The 21,738-nt window shown below is 71.3% G+C and carries 16 protein-coding genes; 11 read left to right on the top strand and 5 right to left on the bottom strand.

Going from position 1 to position 21,738, the window contains the following annotated elements:
* Positions 1–7: 7 nt before the first annotated feature.
* Entirely contained in the window at positions 8–934 is a 927-nt protein-coding gene (locus AB0A97_RS04475) for a hypothetical protein (RefSeq protein ID WP_361144247.1), read from the bottom strand.
* Positions 935–1,093: 159 nt separating this feature from the next.
* Here AB0A97_RS04475 and AB0A97_RS04470 point away from each other — a divergent pair, with 159 nt between their 5' ends.
* Positions 1,094–3,736 carry a valine--tRNA ligase gene (locus tag AB0A97_RS04470; RefSeq protein WP_361144244.1) on the top strand — a complete coding sequence of 881 codons (2,643 nt, stop codon included), beginning with the start codon at positions 1,094–1,096 and terminating at the stop codon, positions 3,734–3,736.
* Here AB0A97_RS04470 and AB0A97_RS04465 read toward each other — a convergent pair.
* Positions 3,702–4,904 (bottom strand): hypothetical protein, encoded by a 1,203-nt coding sequence (locus tag AB0A97_RS04465; protein ID WP_361145269.1) that lies wholly within the window; start codon positions 4,902–4,904, stop codon positions 3,702–3,704. The two genes, AB0A97_RS04470 and AB0A97_RS04465, sit on opposite strands and share 35 nt — an antisense overlap.
* Before the next feature lie 344 nt (positions 4,905–5,248).
* Between AB0A97_RS04465 and AB0A97_RS04460 the strand changes: the two genes are divergently transcribed.
* From AB0A97_RS04460 to rodA, 9 genes are all read left to right on the top strand, one after another.
* Positions 5,249–6,697 (top strand): penicillin-binding transpeptidase domain-containing protein, encoded by a 1,449-nt coding sequence (locus AB0A97_RS04460; RefSeq protein ID WP_361144241.1) that lies wholly within the window; start codon positions 5,249–5,251, stop codon positions 6,695–6,697.
* A gap of 112 nt (positions 6,698–6,809) precedes the next feature.
* Complete coding sequence (locus tag AB0A97_RS04455) at positions 6,810–8,348, top strand: folylpolyglutamate synthase/dihydrofolate synthase family protein (protein WP_361144238.1); 1,539 nt, start codon at positions 6,810–6,812, stop codon at positions 8,346–8,348.
* A gap of 2 nt (positions 8,349–8,350) precedes the next feature.
* Positions 8,351–8,710 carry a DUF4233 domain-containing protein gene (locus AB0A97_RS04450; protein WP_361144235.1) on the top strand — a complete coding sequence of 120 codons (360 nt, stop codon included), beginning with the start codon at positions 8,351–8,353 and terminating at the stop codon, positions 8,708–8,710.
* Between the two features lie 244 nt (positions 8,711–8,954).
* Positions 8,955–9,368 carry a nucleoside-diphosphate kinase gene (gene ndk, locus AB0A97_RS04445; protein ID WP_031001873.1) on the top strand — a complete coding sequence of 138 codons (414 nt, stop codon included), beginning with the start codon at positions 8,955–8,957 and terminating at the stop codon, positions 9,366–9,368.
* 289 nt (positions 9,369–9,657) lie between these two features.
* Positions 9,658–10,677: a rod shape-determining protein gene (locus AB0A97_RS04440; RefSeq protein WP_003985182.1), complete on the top strand. Its 1,020-nt coding sequence runs from the start codon at positions 9,658–9,660 to the stop codon at positions 10,675–10,677.
* 176 nt (positions 10,678–10,853) lie between these two features.
* Positions 10,854–11,786 (top strand): rod shape-determining protein MreC, encoded by a 933-nt coding sequence (gene mreC, locus AB0A97_RS04435; RefSeq protein ID WP_361144232.1) that lies wholly within the window; start codon positions 10,854–10,856, stop codon positions 11,784–11,786.
* 3 nt (positions 11,787–11,789) lie between these two features.
* Positions 11,790–12,512 (top strand): rod shape-determining protein MreD, encoded by a 723-nt coding sequence (gene mreD, locus AB0A97_RS04430; RefSeq protein ID WP_361144229.1) that lies wholly within the window; start codon positions 11,790–11,792, stop codon positions 12,510–12,512.
* Positions 12,509–14,650, top strand: coding sequence for a penicillin-binding protein 2 (gene mrdA / locus AB0A97_RS04425; protein ID WP_361144226.1), 2,142 nt, complete (start codon positions 12,509–12,511; stop codon positions 14,648–14,650). Before mreD ends, mrdA begins: the two co-directional genes overlap by 4 nt.
* The gene (rodA, locus tag AB0A97_RS04420) at positions 14,647–15,855 is read left to right on the top strand and encodes a rod shape-determining protein RodA (protein WP_361144223.1); all 1,209 of its coding nucleotides are present in this window, start codon (positions 14,647–14,649) and stop codon (positions 15,853–15,855) included. Before mrdA ends, rodA begins: the two co-directional genes overlap by 4 nt.
* A 43-nt stretch (positions 15,856–15,898) precedes the next feature.
* Here rodA and AB0A97_RS04415 read toward each other — a convergent pair whose 3' ends face one another.
* From AB0A97_RS04415 to AB0A97_RS04405, 3 genes are all read right to left on the bottom strand, one after another.
* Positions 15,899–16,357: a hypothetical protein gene (locus AB0A97_RS04415; protein WP_361144220.1), complete on the bottom strand. Its 459-nt coding sequence runs from the start codon at positions 16,355–16,357 to the stop codon at positions 15,899–15,901.
* Positions 16,358–16,519: 162 nt separating this feature from the next.
* Complete coding sequence (locus AB0A97_RS04410; protein WP_361145266.1) at positions 16,520–17,968, bottom strand: cysteine desulfurase; 1,449 nt, start codon at positions 17,966–17,968, stop codon at positions 16,520–16,522.
* Between the two features lie 367 nt (positions 17,969–18,335).
* Positions 18,336–19,715 (bottom strand): family 2B encapsulin nanocompartment shell protein, encoded by a 1,380-nt coding sequence (locus tag AB0A97_RS04405; RefSeq protein ID WP_361144217.1) that lies wholly within the window; start codon positions 19,713–19,715, stop codon positions 18,336–18,338.
* 296 nt (positions 19,716–20,011) lie between these two features.
* Between AB0A97_RS04405 and AB0A97_RS04400 the strand changes: the two genes are divergently transcribed.
* Positions 20,012–21,712 (top strand): CYTH and CHAD domain-containing protein, encoded by a 1,701-nt coding sequence (locus AB0A97_RS04400; RefSeq protein ID WP_361144214.1) that lies wholly within the window; start codon positions 20,012–20,014, stop codon positions 21,710–21,712.
* The last annotated feature ends 26 nt before the right edge of the window (positions 21,713–21,738 follow it).

Here is a 21,738-nt window from a genome sequence, read left to right as displayed (position 1 = left end):
GCGGCCGTCACTTCTCGTGGCGCACCGCGTCGCGGATCTCGCGGGTCTTCTCGGAGAACCGCTCGGCCGAGAAGGCGGCGCCGGTGGACTTGGTGGGCGTCTCCACCCCGTTGTTCATGACGATGCCCACCGCGCTGGAGTCGCCCCAGATGCACCACGTCACCGTGGACGTGGCGGTGAGGCCGGCCCTCGACGCGGTGCCCTTGACGGCCTTGCACTTCATGACCGAGCCGTCGAAGCCGTCGGGCGAGAACTCCGTCACCGGCGTGACGGTCTCCAGCTTCGCGCCCTGGGTGTCCGTCCGCTCCGACTTCTTCTCGATCTGGGCGACCATCTTGTTCACCGTGCTCTTGGGGTCGGCGACCTTGCCGTAGACACCGGTGACGAGCAGCGGCTGCCCCTTGTCGTTCGCGTAGCTGCCCTGGACGCTGGTGCCCGCGGTGATGCCGAGGGCCTTGGTCTCCGCGTCGTTGGACTCGTCCTTCGTCCCGGCCTTGCCCGCCGCCTTCTTGTACGTACCGAGCAGGTTGTCCGGCATGGAGATCGTGTAGGGCTTCACGTCCCCGCCGGGACCGAACGCGTAGTAGGCGCCCACGCCGATGCCCGCCACGGCCGCCGCCGCGACGATGCCGAGGGTGATCTTCATCCCCTTGCCCTTGCCGCCGTTCTGCGGCTGCTGGCCGTAGCCCCCGGGCTGCCGGCCGTACGGGACGGGCTGCGGCGGCTGGCCGTAGGGCGCCTGGGGCTGCTGCGGGTAGCCGGGCTGGGGAGCCTGCTGCGGGTAGCCGTAGGGCTGCTGCGGGGGGACCTGGCCGCCCTGCTGGGGGTAGCCGTACTGAGGCTGCCCGACCGGCTGCGGCGCGGGCTGACCGTACGGTCCCGGCTGCTGCGGCGGCTGGCCGTACGGGCCGGGAGGCGGCTGGTTGAAGCTCATGGAGCGGGTTCCCCTCGTGGCGACTGACGGCGTCCGATGACGCCCGTCACAGTTGATGTCTGTGCGTCGCCAACATCCTGTACGACGCCACTGTCAGCCGGTGCGCCAGGGGCCAAACCGATTCGAGACTGCGACATCCGCGCCCGTACACTGAGCGTCGTGACCGAGAACACTCAGCAGAGCCCCCGAGACGGCGGGCCGACGAACAGCAGCCCCACTGAACTGCCGACCCAGTACGCGCCGGCCGAGGTAGAGGGGCCGCTGTACGAGCGCTGGGTGGAGCGGGGGTACTTCGAGGCGGACGAGAAGAGCGAGAAGCCGCCGTACACGATCGTCATCCCCCCGCCGAACGTCACGGGCAGCCTGCACCTCGGGCACGCCTTCGAGCACACCCTGATCGACGCCCTCACCCGCCGCAAGCGGATGCAGGGTTACGAGACGCTGTGGCAGCCCGGCATGGACCACGCCGGCATCGCCACCCAGAACGTCGTCGAGCGCGAGCTGGCCAAGGAGGGCGTTTCCCGTCACGACCTGGGCCGGGAGGCGTTCGTCGAGCGGGTGTGGCGCTGGAAGGGCGAGTCCGGCGGGCAGATCTCCGGGCAGATGAAGCGCCTGGGTGACGGCGTCGCGTGGTCGCGTGAGCGCTTCACGATGGACGAGGGCCTGTCCAAGGCCGTCCAGACGATCTTCAAGCGGCTCTACGACGACGAGCTGATCTACCGCGCCGAGCGCATCATCAACTGGTGCCCGCGCTGTCTGACGGCCATCTCGGACATCGAGGTGGAGTACCAGGACGACGAGGGCGAACTCGTCTCGATCCGCTACGGGGAGGGCGACGCCTCCATCGTCGTCGCCACCACCCGCGCCGAGACGATGCTCGGCGACACCGCCGTCGCGGTCCACCCCGACGACGAGCGCTACCGTCACCTGGTCGGCACGGAGATCGAACTGCCGCTGACCGGCCGCCGTATCCCGGTCGTCGCCGACGAGCACGTCGACCCGGAGTTCGGCACCGGCGCGGTCAAGGTCACCCCGGCCCACGACCCGAACGACTTCGAGATCGGCCGCCGGCACGACCTGCCCAACCTCGCGGTGCTGGACGAGCGCGGTGTGATCACCGCGCACGGCCCCTTCGAGGGCCTGGACCGCTTCGAGGCCCGCTCCGCGATCGTCGCCGCGCTGCGCGCCGAGGGCCGCATCGTGGCCGAGAAGCGCCCGTACACCCACTCGGTCGGCCACTGCTCGCGCTGCAAGACGACCATCGAGCCGCGGCTGTCCATGCAGTGGTGGGTCAAGGTCGGCCCGCTGGCGCAGGCCGCCGGTGACGCGGTCCGCGACGGCAAGGTGGACATCCACCCCAAGGAGATGGAGTCCCGCTACTTCGGCTGGGTCGACAACCTCCACGACTGGTGCATCTCGCGTCAGCTGTGGTGGGGCCACCGCATCCCGGTCTGGTACGGCCCGAACGGCGAGGTCGTCTGCGTCGGACCGGACGACGAGGCGCCGACGGGCGAGGGCTGGACGCAGGACACGGACGTCCTGGACACCTGGTTCTCGTCCGGTCTGTGGCCGTTCTCCACGCTCGGCTGGCCGGAGAAGACCCCGAGCGTCGAGAAGTTCTACCCGAACTCGGTCCTGGTCACCGGCTACGACATCCTCTTCTTCTGGGTCGCCCGGATGATGATGTTCGGCCTGTACGCGATGGACGGCACCCCGCCGTTCAAGACCATCGCCCTGCACGGCATGGTCCGTGACGAGCGCGGCAAGAAGATGTCGAAGTCCTTCGGCAACGCGGTCAACCCGCTGGACTGGATGGACAAGTACGGCTCGGACGCCGTCCGCTTCACCCTGGCCCGTGGCGCCAACCCCGGCACGGACGTGCCGATCGGCGAGGACTGGGTGCAGGGCTCCCGCAACTTCGCCAACAAGATCTGGAACGCCACCCGCTTCGCGCTGATGAACGGCGCGACGGTCGAGGGCGAGCTGCCCCCGGCCGAGCAGCTTTCGGCGACCGACCGGTGGATCCTCTCCCGGCTCAACACGGTCGTCGCCGAGGTGGACGCGTACTACGACGACTACCAGTTCGCCAAGCTGTCGGACACCCTCTTCCACTTCGCGTGGGACGAGGTCTTCGACTGGTACGTCGAGCTGTCCAAGACCACGTTCATGGCGGGCGGCCCGGCCGCCGACGCCTCGCGCCGCGTCCTCGGCGAGGTCCTGGACGTCACGCTGCGGCTGCTGCACCCGATCGTGCCGTTCGTCACGGAGAGCCTCTGGACGACGCTGACCGGCCGTGAGTCCCTGGTGATCGCCGAGTGGCCGGCCGACAGCGGCTTCCGTGACGCGGCCGCCGAGCGGGAGATCGAGACCGTCCAGCAGGTCGTCACCGAGGTCCGCCGCTTCCGGTCCGACCAGGGGCTCCAGCCCGGCCAGAAGGTGCCGGCCCGGCTGGACCTGGCCGGTACGCAGCTCGCCGCGCACGAGGCCGCGATGCGCTCGCTGCTGCGCCTCCAGCCCGCGGGCGAGGACTTCACCGCCACCGCGTCCCTGCCGGTCGCGGGCGCCACCGTCGCGCTGGACCTGTCGGGCGCCATCGACGTGGAGGCCGAGCGCAAGCGGCTGTCGAAGGACCTCGCCGCGGCCGAGAAGGAGAAGGCCCAGGCCAACGGGAAGCTGGGCAACGAGGCGTTCCTGGGCAAGGCCCCGGAACACGTCGTCGCCAAGATCCGTACGCGGCTGGAGACGGCCGAGGCCGACATCGTGCGCATCAGCGCGCAGCTGGCGGCCCTGCCCAAGGCGTAGCGCCCGGCGCCGGGACGACTCCCGGCGCGTACGGCTCCGCAGGCCCCTCGTCCGTACGGGCGGGGGGCCTGCGCCGTCCCGAGCCGCGCCGGTCGCCGCGTTCCCGTACCGGCCACAGCAGGACGTACGCCGTCGACACGGCCACGAACGCCAGGCGGATCAGGCCGCGCGCCGAGTCGTCGGGCACCACGAAGACGCTGCCGTACAGGATCAGCAGGGCCAGCCAGCTCCACCAGGGCACCAGCCGGCGCTGCCCGATGACGTCCCACAGCAGCGTGCCGAGCAGTACGGACGCGGTGTAGTACGTGTAGACGCTGGGGTCCAGGACGATACGGGCATTGGCGCCCAGCAGGACGACGGCGGCCCAGCGCCCCCGCCACACCGCCAGACAGCCCAGCAGCAGGCCCAGCGCGAACTGCGCGGGCCGGTCCCAGCCGGGCGTCTCCGGGTCGGCCACGCCCAGCCAGCGCAGTGCGGACGCCGGGTGGTTGGGGATGGCGAACTCGGCCGCCGAGAACGAGTTCATGTCACCGATGAAGAACGGCAGCCAGGCCACCGCGACCAGGCCCGCCATCCACAGCCCCGCGCGCAGCCACTTCTCCTTCGGGAGCGCGAGCAGCAGCGGGACGAAGGCCAGCGCCGTCGGTTTGGAGTCCATCGCGAGGGCCAGGAAGACGCCGGTCAGCGCGGCGTTGCCGCGGGTCACCGACCGTACGGCCAGCGCGGTGAAGAACAGCGCGAGCACGTCGTCCAGGTGCCCGAAGCGGACCGAGACCTCGATCCACATGGGGATGAACGCCAGGCCGGCTATCAGGACGCGCTGCCGCAGCCGCTGGTGGTTGGTGCCGGTGCCCAGGAAGTGCCAGGCGGCGCTGCGGCCGGCCAGCACCACGATCACCAGGCCGAGCAGCGACATCAGGGCCGCGGCCAGGAACTGTCCGGTGTGCTCGGGGAACGGGTTGAACAGACCGGCGATCAGGAAGCTGACCGGGCCCATCTGGAGTTCGGGGTGGTGGGCGTAGAGGTTGAGGCCGCCGGTGCCGTCGCCGGACGAGCCCTGGTAGATCAGCTCGCCGCCGGTGCGCAGGTAGTGCCAGGAGAACCCCCCGTTCGGCTCGACCACGACGAACCACAGCACGGTCCACGCGGTGAGCAGCACCAAGTGCATCCGCTGACTGATTGCCGGCACGCGCACGCTTTTTCAGCTCCTGTTTTCTCCCGGCGGCCGTACGTCCGCCGCCCCTCGGGGCCCGTTCTCTTCCGGTCTTCGCCGGATCTCCGTGTCGGTCAAGGCTCACAGAGCCCGCCGGGGAAGATGCGGGCAGGGGGTGGTGCGTTGCCCGGGGGCGGGGATCGGAGGCGTGCGTCACGGCGGGGCACCGGCCGCCGCGTTCTCATCGGCCTCTCATCGAGACGGGGGACCATGGGGCCCGCAAACGGGACTTTCCGGCGAAACGTACGGCGTACGTAGTCGGCCGCACCACCGTCCAGCGACGAGGAGCCGCGCCACCCATGAACAAACCCCTGCGCCGCGTCTCGGTCTTCTGCGTCCTGCTGATCCTCGCGCTCCTGGCGTGGGTCACCTGGCTGCAGGGGGCCAAGGCGTCCACGTTCACGGACGATCCGCACAATCCACGCGTTTCCATAGCCAAGTACGCGAATCCGCTGGGCAACATCCTCGTGGACGGGCAGCCGGTGACCGGCTCCACCGCCACCGACGGCACCCTCAGGAACAAGCGGACGTACAAGAACGGCCCGCTCTACGCCCCCGTCACCGGCTTCACCTCGCAGATCTTCGGCAGCAACCAACTGGAGAGCCTGTACGGCGACCTCCTCGACGGCTCCGACAGCCGCCTGCAGAACCCGGGCGACGCGCTGACCCGCCAGCGGCCCAAGGGCGGGGATGTCGCCACCACCATCGACTCCAAGGTGCAGAAGGCCGGTTACGAGGCGCTCGGGAACAAGACCGGGGCCGCGGTCGCCCTGGACCCGGCCACCGGCAAGGTCCTCGGGATGGTCAGCACGCCCTCGTACGACCCCGGCAAGTTCGCCGGCTCCGGCAGCGGCGACCAGCAGGCGTGGAAGGACCTGTCGGCGGACAAGAAGCACCCCGAGATCAACCGTGCGCTGCGGCAGCCGCTGCCGCCCGGCTCCACCTTCAAGCTCGTCGTCGCGGCGGCCGCGCTGGAGAACGGCCTGTACTCCTCCGTGGACGAGGCCACCGACAGCCCCGACCCGTACGTCCTCCCCGGCACCCGCACCACGCTGAAGAACGAGAGCGCGTCGGCGCCCTGCAAGAACGCGACCATCCGCACCGCGCTCCAGTACTCCTGCAACACCGTCTTCGCGAAGATGGCCGCCGACCTGGGCCAGGACAAGGTCCGCGCGCAGGCCGAGAAGTTCGGCTTCAACAACGGCAAGCTGGACACCCCGGTACGGGCCGGCAAGAGCCTGTACCCGCAGGGCATGGACAAGGCGCAGACCGCGCTGTCCGGCATCGGCCAGTTCGACGACACCGCGACGCCGCTCCAGATGGCCATGGTCTCCGCGGCCATCGCCAACGGCGGCGACCTCCAGACACCGCAGATGGTCGACAAGCTCACCGACAGCGGCGGCAACACGCTCCAGCAGTACGAGCCGGAGAAGTGCGGCAAGGCGATCTCGCAGCGCACCGCCGAGCAACTCCAGTCGTCCATGGAGACCGTCGTGAACGAGGGCACCGGCTCCAAGGCCAAGATCGACGGCCTGACGGTCGGCGGCAAGACCGGCACCGCCCAGCACGGCGTGGACAACGAGGGCACCCCGTACGCCTGGTTCGTCTCCTACGCCAAGGACGGCAAGGGCCACCAGGTGGCCGTCGCCGTCATGGTCGAGGACAGCGACGCGGCCCGCAGCGAGATCTCGGGCGGCGGCCTGGCGGGCCCGGTGGCCAAGGCGATGATGAAGGCGGCGCTGTCGTAGTGCCGGGACCTGCCGGGGGCGGGCGTCCCGTCGCGGCCGGAGTCGCGGGCCGTCCCGCCCCGGCCGCAGGCCGCCACCCACCGGTGTCGGTGGTGGCTCGTAGACTGGAGCCGTGAGCGACGAGCGCCCCCGAAACGACGACCCCGACCCGATCCCCGGCCCGGACGGCCAGGCCGACCCCTTCGAGGAGATGGTGGAGGCCGAGACCACCAGGGACCCCGACCTCGCGGTGATCGAGGCCGGCAGCCGTACCCTGCGCGCACAGGCCGGCCCGCCCCAGGGGGACGGGGTCCCCGCCCGTCCCGAGGACCCCGAGGTGGACCGCGCGCTGCGCGAGGTGGAGGCCGAGCTGGCCGGCCGCTGGGGCGAGACCAAGCTGGACCCGTCGGTGCGGCGCATCGAGGCGCTGATGGACGTCCTGGGCTCGCCCCAGCGCGCCTACCCGTCCATCCACATCACCGGCACCAACGGTAAGACCAGCACCGCCCGCATGATCGAGGCCCTGCTGTCCGCCTTCGAGCTGCGCACCGGCCGGTACACCAGCCCGCACGTGCAGTCCGTGACCGAGCGGATCAGCCTGGACGGCGCCCCGATCCCGGCCGAACGCTTCATCGAGACGTACCGCGACATCGCGCCGTACGTCGAGATGGTCGACGGCCAGCAGGAGTACCGCCTCTCCTTCTTCGAGGTGCTCACCGCCATGGCGTACGCGGCCTTCGCGGACGCCCCGGTGGACGTCGCGGTCGTCGAGGTCGGCATGGGCGGCACCTGGGACGCGACCAATGTGATCGACGGTGACGTCGCCGTCGTCACGCCCATCTCGCTGGACCACACCGACCGCCTCGGCGACACACCCGAGCTGATCGCCGGCGAGAAGTCCGGGATCATCAAGAAGGACGCCACCGTCGTCCTGGCGCAGCAGCCGGTGGACGCGGCGGCCGTGATGCTCAAGCACGCCGTCGAGGTGGACGCCACCGTCGCCCGTGAGGGCATGGAGTTCGGCGTGCTCAGCCGCGAGGTGGCGGTCGGCGGCCAGTTGCTGACGCTGCGCGGCCTGGGCGGCGAGTACGAGGGCATCTTCCTGCCGCTGTACGGCGCCCACCAGGCGCACAACGCCGCGGTGGCGCTCGCCGCCGTGGAGGCGTTCTTCGGCATCGGCTCCGAGCACGCCCGCACCCTGGACATCGACACCATCCGCTCCGCGTTCGCCGCGGTGGCCTCGCCGGGCCGCCTGGAGGTCGTGCGCAAGAGTCCGACCGTCATCCTGGACGCGGCGCACAACCCGGCGGGCGCGCGGGCCGCGGCCGAGGCGGTCAGCGAGGCGTTCGGTTTCAGCCGACTCGTCGGGGTGCTCGGCGCCAGCGAGGGCAAGGACGTACGCGGCGTCCTGGAAGCCTTCGAGCCGATCTTCGCGGAGATCGTGGTGACCCGTAACTCCAGCCACCGCGCCATGGACGCGGACGAGCTGGCGGGCGTCGCGGTGGAGATCTTCGGCTCCGAGCGGGTGCAGGTCGAGCCGCGGCTCGACGACGCGCTGGAGGCGGCGATCACCCTCGCCGAGGAGGAGGGCGAGTACTCCGGGGCCGGCGTGCTGGTCACCGGCTCCGTGATCACGGTCGGCGAGGCCCGGCTGCTCCTGGGAAGGAACTGACCATGCGCACGCTGTGTGCGAGCACGCTGATCGGCGAGTTCTTCGTGATCGGGTTCGCCGGTCTGGTCGCGATGCAGACCTCGGGCCACTCCACGGCCACGGTCTGGACGGTCAGCGGCGTCGCGATGGTGCTGTGCGTCCTGCTGTGCGGCGTGCTCACCCGCCCCGGCGGCGTGCAGCTCGGCTGGGCCCTCCAGGTGGCCCTGATCGCCAGCGGCTTCGTGGTGGGCACGATGTTCTTCCTCGGCGCGGTCTTCGCCGCGCTGTGGTGGGCGTCGGTGCACTTCGGCCGCAAGATCGACGAGGCGAAGGCCCGGTGGGCGGCCCAGGCGGAGGAGGGGCCGCAGCCGGGTACGGCGTAGCCACGGCTTCCGGGTCCGGTCCTGTGCGACCCGACCCGGTCCGACCCGACCCGATTCGGTCCGGACCGGTCCCGGGCCCGCCGGGCCGCCACCCGGACCCCATCGCTCACACGTGCGAAAACCGTGCCCGCATCACCCGTTCGGCCCTCCGCCCGGCCCCGGTACCGCGTACAGCCCAACGCCGTCACCCATGTAGCCTCAGGGCACCTGCCGTCTGTCGCACGTCACCCAAGGAGCCCCTCCCGTGAGCCAGCGCACGCTCGTCCTCCTCAAGCCCGACGCGGTCCGCCGCGGCCTGGTCGGTGAGATTCTCGGCCGTATCGAGCGCAAGGCGGGCTGGACGATCAGCGCGCTGGAGCTGCGCACCCTGGACCGCGAGATCCTGGAACAGCACTACGCCGAGCACGTCGGCCGGGATTTCTACGAGCCGTTGGTGCAGTTCATGTCGTCGGGCCCGGTGGTCAGCCTGGTCGTCGAGGGCGAGCGGGTCATCGAGGGCGTACGGGCGCTGGCCGGGCCGACCGACCCGATCAAGGCGCCCGGCGGCTCGATCCGCGGCGACTTCGGGACCATCACCCGGGAGAACCTCGTCCACGCCTCGGACTCGCCGGAGTCGGCGGAGCGTGAAATCAAGATTTTCTTCCCGGGCCGTTCCTGACATCAGGTCACCCCGACCCCCGGTGACCTGGGGTGACCGGCGGTCCGTCGGTCACCCCGCGGTATCCGCGCTCCGAACGGGGGAACGCTTCGGCGCGACACGACGTCCCCATTGAAGGGGGCGGGTCCGTGTTCCGCCGACAATGGCGAAGGAACCCCGCACCGCGTTCGAGCGGTGGGGACTTCGTGACTACGATGGAGCTTCCGCGCCCCGGCGCACCACACCTGCCGACCTCAAGTAAGCATTCGCTCCAGTTGGGAAGGCCAGACGTATCCTCATGGGGAACAACATGTCGTTCATCGGCCGTGACATGGCTGTCGACCTCGGGACCGCCAACACGCTGGTGTACGTCAGGGGTCGCGGGATCGTCCTCAACGAGCCGTCGGTCGTGGCCATCAACACCAACACCGGCGGCATCCTGGCCGTCGGGGCCGAGGCGAAGAAGATGATCGGCCGCACCCCCGGCAACATCGTCGCGGTGCGTCCTCTGAAGGACGGCGTGATCGCCGACTTCGAGATCACCGAGCGGATGCTCCGCTACTTCATCCTCAAGATCCACAAGCGCCGTTACCTGGCCCGCCCGCGCGTCGTCGTCTGTGTCCCCTCCGGCATCACCGGAGTCGAGCGCCGCGCGGTCATCGAGGCGTCCACCCAGGCCGGTGCGCGTCAGGTGCACATCATCGAGGAACCGATGGCCGCCGCGATCGGCTCCGGCCTGCCGGTCCACGAGGCCACCGGCAACATGGTGGTGGACATCGGCGGCGGTACGACCGAGGTCGCGGTGATCTCGCTCGGCGGCATCGTCACCGCCCAGTCGATCCGGGTGGCCGGCGACGAGCTGGACAACGCGATCATCCAGCACATCAAGAAGGAGTACAGCCTCCTGCTGGGCGAGCGCACCGCCGAGAGCATCAAGATCACCATCGGTTCGGCGTACGACCTGGAACAGGACGAGCACACCGAGATCCGCGGCCGCGACCTGGTCTCCGGCCTGCCCAAGACCGTCGTCATCTCGGCGGCCGAGGTCCGCAAGGCGATCGAGGAGCCGGTCAACTCCATCGTCGACGCGGTCAAGACCACGCTCGACAAGTGCCCGCCGGAGCTGTCCGGCGACGTGATGGACCGCGGCATCGTGCTCACCGGCGGCGGCGCCCTGCTCCGCGGCCTCGACGAGCGCCTGCGCCGCGAGACCGGCATGCCGATCCACATCGCCGAGGACCCGCTCGACTCCGTCGCGCTCGGCAGCGGCAAGTGCGTCGAGGAGTTCGAGGCCCTCCAGCAGGTACTGGACTCCCAGCCGCGCCGCTGAGGAATCCGACATTCCGCCGTACGGGCGGCTGATCGTCCGTACGGCGGATCGTTGATATACAAGCACCACGCCCCGACGGGCGCGCACTGCGCACAAAGGCACAACCGCACTCCCCAGCGCGACCGGCGCGGGCCCGCAGCCGGCCGGTCCTACGAGGAAGGACACGGCCGCCGCACGTGAGGGACACACGAGAGAGCCGGCTGCTACTGGTGCTGCTGGTCGCGATCGCGTTCGCGCTGATCACGGTGGACATCCGCGGCGGCGAACGGTCCCCGCTCGCCCCCGCCCGGCAGGCCGCCGCCGCGGCCTTCGGCCCGGTCGAGAGCGGCATCGCCACGGTCGTCGACCCGGTGGGCAACGCGGTCGGCGCGGTACGCGACTCCGGCGAGCGGCACACCCGGATCAGCGTCCTGGAACGCGAGAACGCCGCCCTCAAGGCGAAGCTCGGCTCCGCCGACCGCAACCGCAACCGGGCCGCCGAGCTGGACAAGATGCTCAAGACCGCCGGCACCGGCCAGTACGGCATCAAGGGCGCCCAGGTCATCGCCATCGGCGCGGCGCAGGGCTTCTCCTGGACCGTCACCATCGACGCCGGCTCCCAGGACGGCATCGCCCGCGACATGACCGTCCTCAACGGCGACGGCCTGGTCGGCCGGGTCACCACCGTCGGCCGCAGTACCGCCACCGTCCTGCTCGCCAACGACCCGGACTTCACCGTCGGCACCCGGATGGAGAAGACCAACGAGATCGGCTTCGCCACCGGCCAGGGCGGCGACTCGCTGCGCGTACAGCTCCTCAACGGCAAGGCCGAGGTGAAGAAGGGCGACCGGCTGGTCACCTTCGGCTCCAGCGCCGACAAGCCGTTCGTGCCCGGCGTCCCGGTCGGACGGGTCGTCAAGGTCGACCCGTCCAACGGCGACCTGACCCGCTCCCTCCAGGTCCGCCCGTTCGTCGGCTTCTCCCGGCTGGACATCGTCGGCGTGGTCGTCCAGCCGCCCCGCGAGGACCCGCGCGACACGGTGCTGCCGCAGAAACCCGCCAAACCCAAGCCGACGCCGACGGTCACCGTCACGGCCACCCCCACCGCGAGCGCCTCCCCCAGGAGCTGACCGATGCGCATCAAGAGGATCCTGCTCTCCGCCGCGCTGGTGGTCGTGGCCCTGCTGGTCCAGGTCGGTGTGCTGGCGCGGCTCCAGCTCCCGGGCGCCACACCGGACCTGCTGCTCCTGGTCGTCCTCGGTCTCGCCCTGGTGTACGGGCACGTCAGCGGCGCCCTGGTCGGCTTCGGCGCCGGGCTGCTCGCCGACCTCGCGCCGCCCTCCGACCACGCCATCGGCCGGTACGCGCTGGTGCTGTGCGTCATCGGGTACGTGGCCGGGCTGACCAAGCCGGACACCGGGCAGCACCGCTCGGCGACCATGCCGCTGGTCGTCGTGGTCGCCGCCGCCCTCGGCTCGACGCTGCTGTACGCGGGCGTCGGCTCGCTCGTCGGCGACTCCGCCGCCCGGCACGTCGGCCTGGGCTGGCTGCTGTTCACCGCCACGCTCTACGACCTGCTGCTGGCCCCGTTCGCCGTACCCCTGGTGATGGCGCTGGCCCGCAGGACGGACCACGACCCGCTGGCTGCGGACGCCGCCGGCGGGCAAGGCGGCTCCGCCAAGGGCCGCAAGAGCGTGCACGGCTGGATCGGCTCCGGTACCGGCCTGAAGGCGAGCCGCTCGATGCGCACCAACCTCCCGGCCAAGCCGGCCCGGATCGGCGGCCAGCGCGGCGGACTGCTCGGCAGATCGGCCCGTAACAGGGCAGGACGCATCAAGGGGGTCAAGCGACTGTGACCAACATTCCGGAGACCGGCCGTACCTCGCGCGTCACGATCCGGCTGATCGCCATCCAGATCCTCGTCTTCTCCCTGCTGCTGACCCTCGGCGGCCGGCTCTGGTACCTCCAGATCCGCAACGGCCGGGAGTACGCCGACGAGGCCCGCAACAACCACGTCCAGCAGGTCGTCGAACCGGCCACCCGCGGCTCCATCCTCGACGCCCGCGGCATCCCGCTCGCCGACAACCAGACCCGCCTGGTCGTCTCCGCCAGCCGTACCGACCTGCTGAAGATGAAGGACGACGGCAAGGCCGTGCTCGGCCGGCTCGCCAAGGTCCTGGGCATGTCGGAGACGGAGATCCGCAACAAGGTCCGGCTGTGCGACGCCAAGACCCCGCAGCCCTGCTGGAACGGCTCGCCCTTCCAGCCCATCCCGATCACGGACGAGGCCACCACCCAGCAGGCCCTCCAGATCCGCGAACGCTCCGAGGACTTCCCCGGCATCTCCGCCGAGCCCACCGCCGTACGCCGCTACGCCGCGCCCGGCAAGGCCGAGACCGCGCAGGTCCTCGGCTATCTCTCGCCGGTCACCGACGACGAGATCCAGAAGGCCAAGAACACCCGCTCGCCGCTGCTGCGCTCCGACCAGATCGGCCGGTCCGGGCTGGAGCGCACCTACGACAGCGCGCTGCGCGGCAAGGCCGGCGTGACCCGCTACGAGGTCGACAACCTCGGCCGGGTCATCGGCAAGGCCAAGAGCGACAAGGCGGTTCCCGGCTCCAACGTCGTCACGAGCATAGACGCCCGTGTCCAGGCCATAGCGGAGAAGGAACTGGCGCAGGCGATGAAGGACGCCCGCGGCACCCACGACAAGAACACCGGCACCAACTACAAGGCCGACGCGGGCGCCGTGGTCGTCATGGAGAACAAGACCGGCCGGGTCGTCTCCATGGCCTCCAACCCGTCCTACGATCCCAACGCCTGGGTCGGCGGCATCAGCGGCAAGGACTACGCGAAGCTGACCGGAAAGGAGTCCAACTACCCGCTGCTCAACCGGGCGATCCAGGGGCAGGCCGCGCCCGGCTCGATCTTCAAGGTCATCTCGACCTCGGCCGCGGTCAACGCCGGATACGACTTCAACGGCACCTACCCCTGCACCGCCTCCTTCAACATCGGCGGCCAGGTCTTCAAGAACTTCGAGTCCAAGGGCTACGGCCCGATCAACCTCGGCCGGGCGCTGGAGGTCTCCTGCGACACCGTTTTCTACAGCCTCGCCTACCAGCAGTGGCAGAAGGACGGCGGCAACAAGCCGAAGAACCCGGCCGACTGGTTCTACAAGACGGCACACCAGTTCGGCCTCGGCAAGGAGACCGGCATCGACCTGCCCAACGAGGTCACCGGCCGGGTTCCGGACCGCCAGTGGAAGAAGCGGTACTGGGAGGCCAACAAGGACGGCTGGTGCAAGCAGGGCCGGACCGGCGACGACTACGTCTCGAAGATCGCCAGGGAGAACTGCGAGTCCGGCATGAAGATGCGCGCCGGTGACTCCGTCAACTACTCCATCGGCCAGGGCGACACCCAGGTCACCCCGATACAGATGGCGACGATCTACGCGGCCATCGCCAACGGCGGCACCCTGTACAACCCGACCGTGGGCAAGGCCATCGTCAGCCCGGACGGCAAGCACATCGAGAACATCGAGCCCAAGGCGCACGGGAAGCTGCCGGTGACGGCCAAGACGCTGTCCCAGATCGACGGCGCGCTGGCCGGTGTCGCCACCCGCGGCACCGCCGCCTGGCGCTTCCAGGGCTGGCCGCAGGACAAGATCCCGATGCACGCCAAGACGGGTACCGCCGAGGTCTACGGCAAGCAGACGACGGGCTGGTTCGCCACGTACACCAAGGACTACACGATCGTCATGACCATCTCCCAGGGCGGTACGGGGTCGGGCTCCGCCGGCCCGGCCGTGCGCAAGATCTACAACGCGCTGTACGGGGTGGACGACAAGGGCAAGATCGACGAGAAGGCCGCGCTGCTGCCCAGGCCGCAGACCGGCCTGCCCAAGATCCTGGGCGACGGCACGATCCAGGCGCAGCCCATCAAGCCCGTCGCCGTCACCCCGCCGTCCGCCGCGCCCGGAAGGCGGGAACCGTGACCAGCTCGCACACGGCGAACGGCTTCACCGTCCGCCGCTACTCCCCGGACCGCGGTGCCTGGGGCAGGCTGACGGCGCGCGACTCGGTCGTCCGCCGGCTCGACTGGGTCATGCTGCTGTGCTGCCTGGCCCTGTCCCTGATCGGCGCGGTGCTGGTCTTCTCCGCGACCCGCAACCGCACCGAACTCAACCACGGCGACGAGTTCGGCTTCCTCCTGCGCCATCTGCTGAACACCGGCATCGGCCTGGCCCTGGCGGCCGGCGCGATCTGGCTCGGCCACCGCACGCTGCGCGGGGCGGTACCGATCCTGTACGTCCTCTCGCTGCTGCTGTCGCTGCTCGTCCTGACGCCGGTGGGCGCCACGATCAACGGCTCCCGCTCGTGGCTGGCCATCCCCGGCGGGCTCTCCCTGCAGCCCGCCGAATTCGCCAAGATCACGATCACACTGGGGATGGCGGTGATCCTCGCGGGCCGGGTCGACGCGGGCGACCGCCCGCACCCCGATCACCGCACCGTCGTGCAGGCCCTCGGCCTGGCCGCGATCCCCGTCGTCATCATCATGCTGATGCCGGACCTCGGCTCCGTCATGGTCCTCGGCGCGATCATCCTCGGCGTCCTGCTCGCCTCCGGCGCCTCCAACCGATGGATCCTCGGGCTGGTGGGCGCAGGCGTCGTCGGCTGCGTCGCCATCTGGCAGCTCGGCCTGCTGGACGACTACCAGATCGCCCGCTTCGCCGCCTTCGCCAACCCGAGCCTGGACCCGGCGGGCGTCGGCTACAACACCAACCAGGCACGCATCGCGATCGGCGGCGGCGGGCTGACCGGCTCCGGTCTCTTCCAGGGCAGCCAGACCACCGGCCAGTTCGTCCCGGAGCAGCAGACCGACTTCATCTTCACCGTCGCCGGTGAGGAGCTGGGCTTCCTCGGCGCGGGCCTGATCATCGTCCTGCTGGGCGTCGTCCTCTGGCGTGCCTGCCGCATCGCCCGCGAGGCCAGCGAGCTCTACAGCACCATCGTCGCGGCGGGCTGCGTCTCCTGGTTCTCCTTCCAGGCGTTCGAGAACATCGGCATGACGCTCGGCATCATGCCGGTCACCGGGCTCCCGCTGCCGTTCGTCTCGTACGGCGGCACGTCCATGTTCGCGGTCTGGATCGCCATAGGGCTGCTCCAGTCCATCCACGTGCAGCGGCCGGTGTCGGCCTGACCCGCGCCGGCCGTACGTCACATCCGTACGGCACGTCCGTACGTCAGCGGGCGGCGCGGTAGGAGCTGTAGGCGACGAGCGCGGCGAGCACCGCGGCGCTCGTCACGGTGGCGAGGAGCACCCACAGGGCGATCCGCGCCCCGCCCGCCCGCTGCCGGGCCTGCGGCCGGGACCGGCCGGCCCGGGGCTCCCGGGGAGCCTCCGAGACGCCGCTGAGGGCCGTGTCGGCCAGCAGCCGACGGCAGGCGGCGGCCAGTTCGTCCGTACCGCTGTCCAGCCGCATCACCGTCTCGGCCCGCGCGGGCGCGCTCGTACCGCCGTCCAGGATGCGGCCCGCCCGTAAGAGCACCTCGCCCCGCGTCCCGGTGACGGACAGGCTGATCCACCGCTGGACGTGCTCGCCCCGTATGACCACCCCGCCCGTCCGGTCCCGGTAGACCGTGTGCTGCTGCCAGAGGACAGCGGCCAACTGGCGTGCGGTGTCCGTCAGATGCGCGAGCATCGTTCCCCCCTGCTCTGATGTGCGCCGGTCAAGGAACGCACTGTACCGGCAGGTGACGGGCAGGCCCGGAGGAGGGTTGCCGAGCACGGCGCTCCGCTCCCGCACGGGGGGCGGGAACGGGGGGTGCCCGTCCCGGAGGCGGGGCGGGCACTCCCGTTCAGATCACGCTCCCTGCTGGAGCCGCAGCAAGGAGGCCGCCAGTTGGTCCACCTCCTCGGGAGTGTTGTAGAGGGCCAGGGAGGCGCGTACGGCGCTGTCCAGGCCGTAGTGGGCCAGGGCCGGCTGCGCGCAGTGATGCCCTGAGCGGACGGCGATGCCCTCCAGGTCGAGGGCCTGCGCCACCGCCGTCGAGTCGTGCCCGGCGAGCGTGAAGGCCAGCACCCCGATGCGGTCGGGGGCCTCGCCCAGCACCCGCAGGCCGGGTACGGCCGCCAGCACCTGCTGCGCGTAGGCCAGCAACTGGGCCTCGTACGCGGCGATGGCCTCGTGGTCGAAGGAGGACAGCCAGTCGAGGGCCGCGAGCAGCCCCACCACGCCGGAGATGTGCCCGGTACCGGCCTCGAAGAGGTGCGGTGCGGGCGCGAACGTCGTGCGGTCGAAGGAAACGGACTCGATCATGTTCCCGCCGCCCTGCCACGGCGCCATCGACGCCAGCAGTTCGGGCTTGGCGTACAGCGCGCCGATCCCTGTGGGCGCGAACAGCTTGTGACCGGAGAAGGCGTAGAAGTCGGCGTCCAGAGCCTGCACGTCGACCGGGAAGTGAGCCACCGCCTGCGCGCCGTCCACCAGCACCTTGGCGCCGTAGCGGTGGGCCAGCGCCGTCATCTCCGCCACCGGCGGGACGGTGCCCAGCACGTTGGAGGCATGGCTGACGGCCACCAGGCGGGTACGGGAGGACAGCAGGTCGGCATAGGCGAACTGGTCGATCTGCCCGTCCGGCAGCAGCGGGACCGGCACCACCCGGGCGTGCGTCTCGGCGGCGAGCTGCTGCCAGGGCACGATGTCGGAGTGGTGCTCCAGTACGGGGACGAGGATGTCGTCACCCGGACCGACGTTGGCCCGCCCCCACGTCTGGGCGACCAGGTTGATCGCCTCGGTGGTGCCCCGGACGAAGACGATCTCCTCGGGGGACGGGGCGCCCAGGAAGTCCGCGACGGCGGCCCGGCCCGCTTCGTACAGGGCGGTGGCGTCGCGGGCCATGGTGTGGGCGCCGCGGTGGATGTTGGAGTTGGCCGAGCCGTAGAACGCGGACACGGCCTCGATCACCTGGCGCGGTTTCTGCGTGGTGGCGCCGTTGTCGAGCCACACGAGCGGCCGGCCGTTGACCAGCCGGTGCAGGATCGGGACGTCGCGGCGCGCCATCTCCGGGGAGAAGGCGCCGCGTTGGGCACCGGGGAACTGCTGGGGGACGGAACCGGCGGTGGGGTCGGTTGCGGGAACGGCGGGAGCGGTGGGAGCGGTGGGGACGGTGGTGGCCGTGTCGGGGGCCGGGGCGGCACTCGCGGCAGGGGCCGCGCCCGTGGCCGGGATCGCGCCCACGCCGGGGACGGCGCCCGTGGCCGGGACGGAGTTCGTGTCCGGGACCGCGTGCGTAGCCGGGGCCGCGCTCATTCCGGGTATCGCGCTCATGCCCGGGACGGTGTCGAAGCCGAGGTAGTGCTCCGCTCCGGGGGCCGTGGACGCCGTACCGGGTGCGGCACTTGACGACGCGCCGCCCCTGCCGGAGCCCGCGCTCGGAACCGGCGGCATGCCCGGCAGGCCCGCCATGGCCGCGGCCGGTACGACGGTCGCCCCCGCGCCCGGAGCCGCTCCCATGCTCGGTGCCGTGGCCGGTGAGGCGGCCGCTGACGTCTCCGGTGCCGTGTTCGCCGGCCCGGCCGGGGCCGTGCCGGCGGCAGGCGACGCCGCCGGGGTCGCGGTGCCGGCCTTCGTCCCCTTGCCCAGGAGCGCGCTCAGCGGTGCCGTGAGCCCCGTGACCTCAGGAGTAGTCATGGTACTTGGACACCTCGACGTTCTGGAGGACGGCCAGGGCGTCCTCGACCAGGACGGCGGTGTTGAAGTAGGCCGTGACCAGGTACGAGGTGATGGCCTTCTGGTCCACGCCCATGTTGCGGACGGACAGGCCGGGTTCCGCCTCGTCGGGCACCGAGCTGGGGCGCAGACCCACCACGCCCTGCTCGGCCTCGCCCACCCGCATCAGCAGGATCTCCGTCGTGCCCGCGCCGTTGATGCCCACCTTGTCGGACGGCAGCAGCGGCACGCCGCGCCAGGTCAGCAGCGGACTGCCGAACCGGGTGTCGGTCACCGGGGGCACACCCCGGCGGGTACATTCGCGCCCGAACGCGGCGATCGCCCGCGGGTGCGCCACGAAGTACGCGGGCTGCTTCCACACCTTGGCCAGCAGCTCGTCCAGGTCGTCCGGCGTCGGCGCGCCGGTGCGCGGCTGCACCCGCATCCCCGGCGCGACCTGGTTGAACAGGCCGAACTCCGGGTGGTTGAGCATCATCGACTCCTGCCGCTCACGCAGGGCGTGCACGGTCAGGTTGCTCTGCGCCCGGGTCTGGTCGATGGGCTGGTTGTACAGGTCGGCGACCCGGGTGTGCACGCGCAGCACGGTCTGGGCGAGGCTCATGTGGTACTCGCGCGGTGCGTCCTCGTACTCCACGTACGTGCCCGGCAGCACCGGTTCGCCGACGTGCCCGGAGGCCAGGTCGACCGGCGCCTCGGCGCCCGGCGTGGGCCCTTCGCCGGAGCAGTAGGACTCCATCGAGGTGCGCAACGACTCGTCGCGGTCGGCCAGTTCGGCCAGCTTGGAGCGGTGGACGCACAGCGCGACACCGGGGGTGAGGGCGCGGACCCGGTACGGCAGCGTCTCGCCCTTGGCCCAGGCCTCCAGGTCGAAGAACTGGCCGTCGCCGACGATCTCCAGCAGCGCGTCCTCGCCGTAGCGGCCGGTCACCCGCTTCTCCGCGCGGCCCCGTACGAGCACCCAGAGCCGGTCCGCGCTGTCGCTCTCCGAGCACAGTAACTGCCCGGCCTCGAAGGTCACCTCGTCGCACGTCTCGGCCAGTTCGCGCAGTTGCCCCTCGTCGGCCTGCCGCAGGAACGGCAGTTCCCGCAGGTCCTCGGGCACGATGCGGTGGCTGTCGCCCTCGGAGAAGGTGCTGATCCGGTCGTCGCCGAGGATGAAGGTACGGCGGCGGTTGACGCGGTAGACACCGGCCTCGACGTCCACCCACGGCAGGGCGCGCAGCAGGTAGCGCGGGGTGATGCCGCGCATCTGCGGCGTGGTCTTGGTGGCGGTGGCGAGTTGCCGTGCCGCATCGGGACTGAGGCTCTGGCGGCCGTTGGTGGTCATCGCTCTCCTCGCGAAAGGGCGCGCGGACGCACCGCGGCCCTCGTGGCCGCCGCGGTCCGCACGCGGGATGAGGGGACCGATCGTCCGAGCGGCAACTGCCGACGGCAAGACGGCGTATTTCCGCAACCGGCCGGAAAGGAGCTGTCCGGCATTCGCAGGTGTTCGTGCGGAGATGAACTGATTGCGGTGCGGACGCCGCGTGGCCAGCCCGGAACTCCTCCGGCGGGTGGCGCGCCACCGTCGGAACGTCCGGTCGGGGACTGCCTCGGCGCCGCACACGCGGCTAGATTCGATCCATGGCGGACACCGTGCGGGAAATCGAGCGAAAGTACGAGGCCGATGACAGCACCGAACTGCCCGACCTGACCGGCGTCGCCGGGGTCGCGGCCGTCGCGGACCAGGGCACCGTAGTCCTGCTCGCCACCTACTACGACACCCCGGACCAACGGCTCGCCGCCGACGGCGTCACGCTGCGGCGGCGCACCGGGGGCGGCGACGCGGGCTGGCACCTGAAGCTGCCGGTCGCCCCCGGCGTACGGGACGAGGTGCGGATGCCGCTCGCCGACCGGGTACCGCCGGAGCTCGCGGCGCTGGTGCGCTCGCGGGTGCGCGGCGCACGCCTGGCGCCGGTGGCGCAGTTGCGGACCCGGCGCACGCTGCGGGTGCTGGAGAGCGAGCGGGGAGAGCCGCTCGCCGAGGTGGCGGTCGACGAGGTGGTGGCGCACCGGGTGGACGGTGCGGGGCCGGACCAGGGTCAGGGTCACGACCACGACCACGACCACGATCAGGACCACGGCCAGGAGTCTGCGGGAAGCCGGGTGACGGTCGGTGTCCGCTGGCGCGAGATCGAGGTGGAGTTGGTGGGGGACGCGACTCCCGCTCTCCTGGACGCCGTGGAGGAGGTTTTCGCGGCCGCGGGGGTACGGCCCGCGAGTTCGGCGTCCAAGCTGGCCCGCGCGCTGGCGGAGACGGCGGACCAGCAGCCGCAGGAGCGGGTGAAGCGGGGGAAGCCCGACCCGGCCGGGAAACCCGGCAAGGTGACCAAGCCCGGCAAGCCCGGCAAGGTCGGCAAGGCCGGAAAAGCCGGCGTGTCCCCCCGGTCCGCCGGCCTCCGTACCGCCGGTGACGCCGTCCTCGCCTACGTCCGTGAGCAGATCCGCACCCTCGTCGAGCTGGACCCGGCCGTCCGCCGGGACGTACCCGACTCGGTGCACCAGATGCGGGTCGCCACCCGCCGGCTGCGCAGCGCCTTCCGCTCGTACGGTGCGGTGCTGGACCGGTCGGTGACCGATCCGATCAGCGACGAACTGAAGTGGCTGGCCGGTGAGTTGGGTGTCGACCGGGACCGTGAGGTGCTGGCGGAGCGGCTGCGGGAGGGGCTGCGGGAGCTGCCGCGTGAGCTGCGGCTGGGCCCGGTGGCCGCGCGCCTGCGCCTGTGGTCGCAGCGCCGCCGTCTCGGCTCCCGGCAGTCGCTGCTCGCGGTCCTGGACGGGGCGCGGCACCTGGCGCTGCTGGAGAGCCTGCACACGCTCCTGGCGGACCCGCCGCTGCGTCCGGCCGCGGCCCGCCCGCCGGGGCGCACGATGGCGAAGGCCGTGCTCAAGGACTACCGGCGGCTGGACGGGCGGATGGCGGCCGCGCTGGCGGCGCCGCCCGGGCCGGAACGCGACGAGGCGCTGCACGCCGCCCGCAAGGCGGCCAAGCGGGTGCGGTACGCGGCGGAGGCGGCGACGCCGGTGCTGGGCCGTCCGGCGAAGAAGTTCGCCACCCGCATGAAGCGGGTGCAGCAACTGCTCGGCGAACACCAGGACAGCGTGCTGGCCCGAGCGGCGCTGCGGGACCTCGCCGTACAGGCGCACGGTGCGGGAGAGGGCGGCTTCAGTTTCGGACTGCTGTACGGGCGGGAGGAGGCGGTCGCGGCGGCCGGGGAGCGGGAGTTGCCCGGGGTGTGGCGGAAGGCGTCGAAGCCGGCACACCGCAGGAAACTGCGCGGGTGACGCGCCGCGGGTGAGCCGGTGGGCGG

The organism is Streptomyces sp. NPDC045470, assembly GCF_040646595.1.
In the GTDB taxonomy this organism is placed as follows: Bacteria; Actinomycetota; Actinomycetes; order Streptomycetales; family Streptomycetaceae; genus Streptomyces.
The sequence above is the reverse complement of the archived record's forward strand: the minus strand, read 5'-3'. Positions and strand labels throughout refer to the sequence as shown.

Bases quoted from the DNA above. Each gene is read 5' to 3' on its own strand.
- AB0A97_RS04400 (WP_361144214.1), top strand. From the start codon at position 20,012: ATGGCGGACACCGTGCGGGAAATCGAGCGAAAGTACGAGGCCGATGAC.
- AB0A97_RS04460 (WP_361144241.1), top strand. From the start codon at position 5,249: ATGAACAAACCCCTGCGCCGCGTCTCGGTCTTCTGCGTCCTGCTGATC.
- mreD (WP_361144229.1), top strand. From the start codon at position 11,790: ATGCGCATCAAGAGGATCCTGCTCTCCGCCGCGCTGGTGGTCGTGGCC.
- AB0A97_RS04465 (WP_361145269.1), bottom strand. From the start codon at position 4,904: ATGCACTTGGTGCTGCTCACCGCGTGGACCGTGCTGTGGTTCGTCGTG.
- AB0A97_RS04475 (WP_361144247.1), bottom strand. From the start codon at position 934: ATGAGCTTCAACCAGCCGCCTCCCGGCCCGTACGGCCAGCCGCCGCAG.
- AB0A97_RS04405 (WP_361144217.1), bottom strand. From the start codon at position 19,715: ATGACCACCAACGGCCGCCAGAGCCTCAGTCCCGATGCGGCACGGCAA.
- AB0A97_RS04450 (WP_361144235.1), top strand. From the start codon at position 8,351: ATGCGCACGCTGTGTGCGAGCACGCTGATCGGCGAGTTCTTCGTGATC.
- AB0A97_RS04410 (WP_361145266.1), bottom strand. From the start codon at position 17,968: ATGAGCGCGGCCCCGGCTACGCACGCGGTCCCGGACACGAACTCCGTC.
- AB0A97_RS04440 (WP_003985182.1), top strand. From the start codon at position 9,658: ATGTCGTTCATCGGCCGTGACATGGCTGTCGACCTCGGGACCGCCAAC.
- AB0A97_RS04415 (WP_361144220.1), bottom strand. From the start codon at position 16,357: ATGCTCGCGCATCTGACGGACACCGCACGCCAGTTGGCCGCTGTCCTC.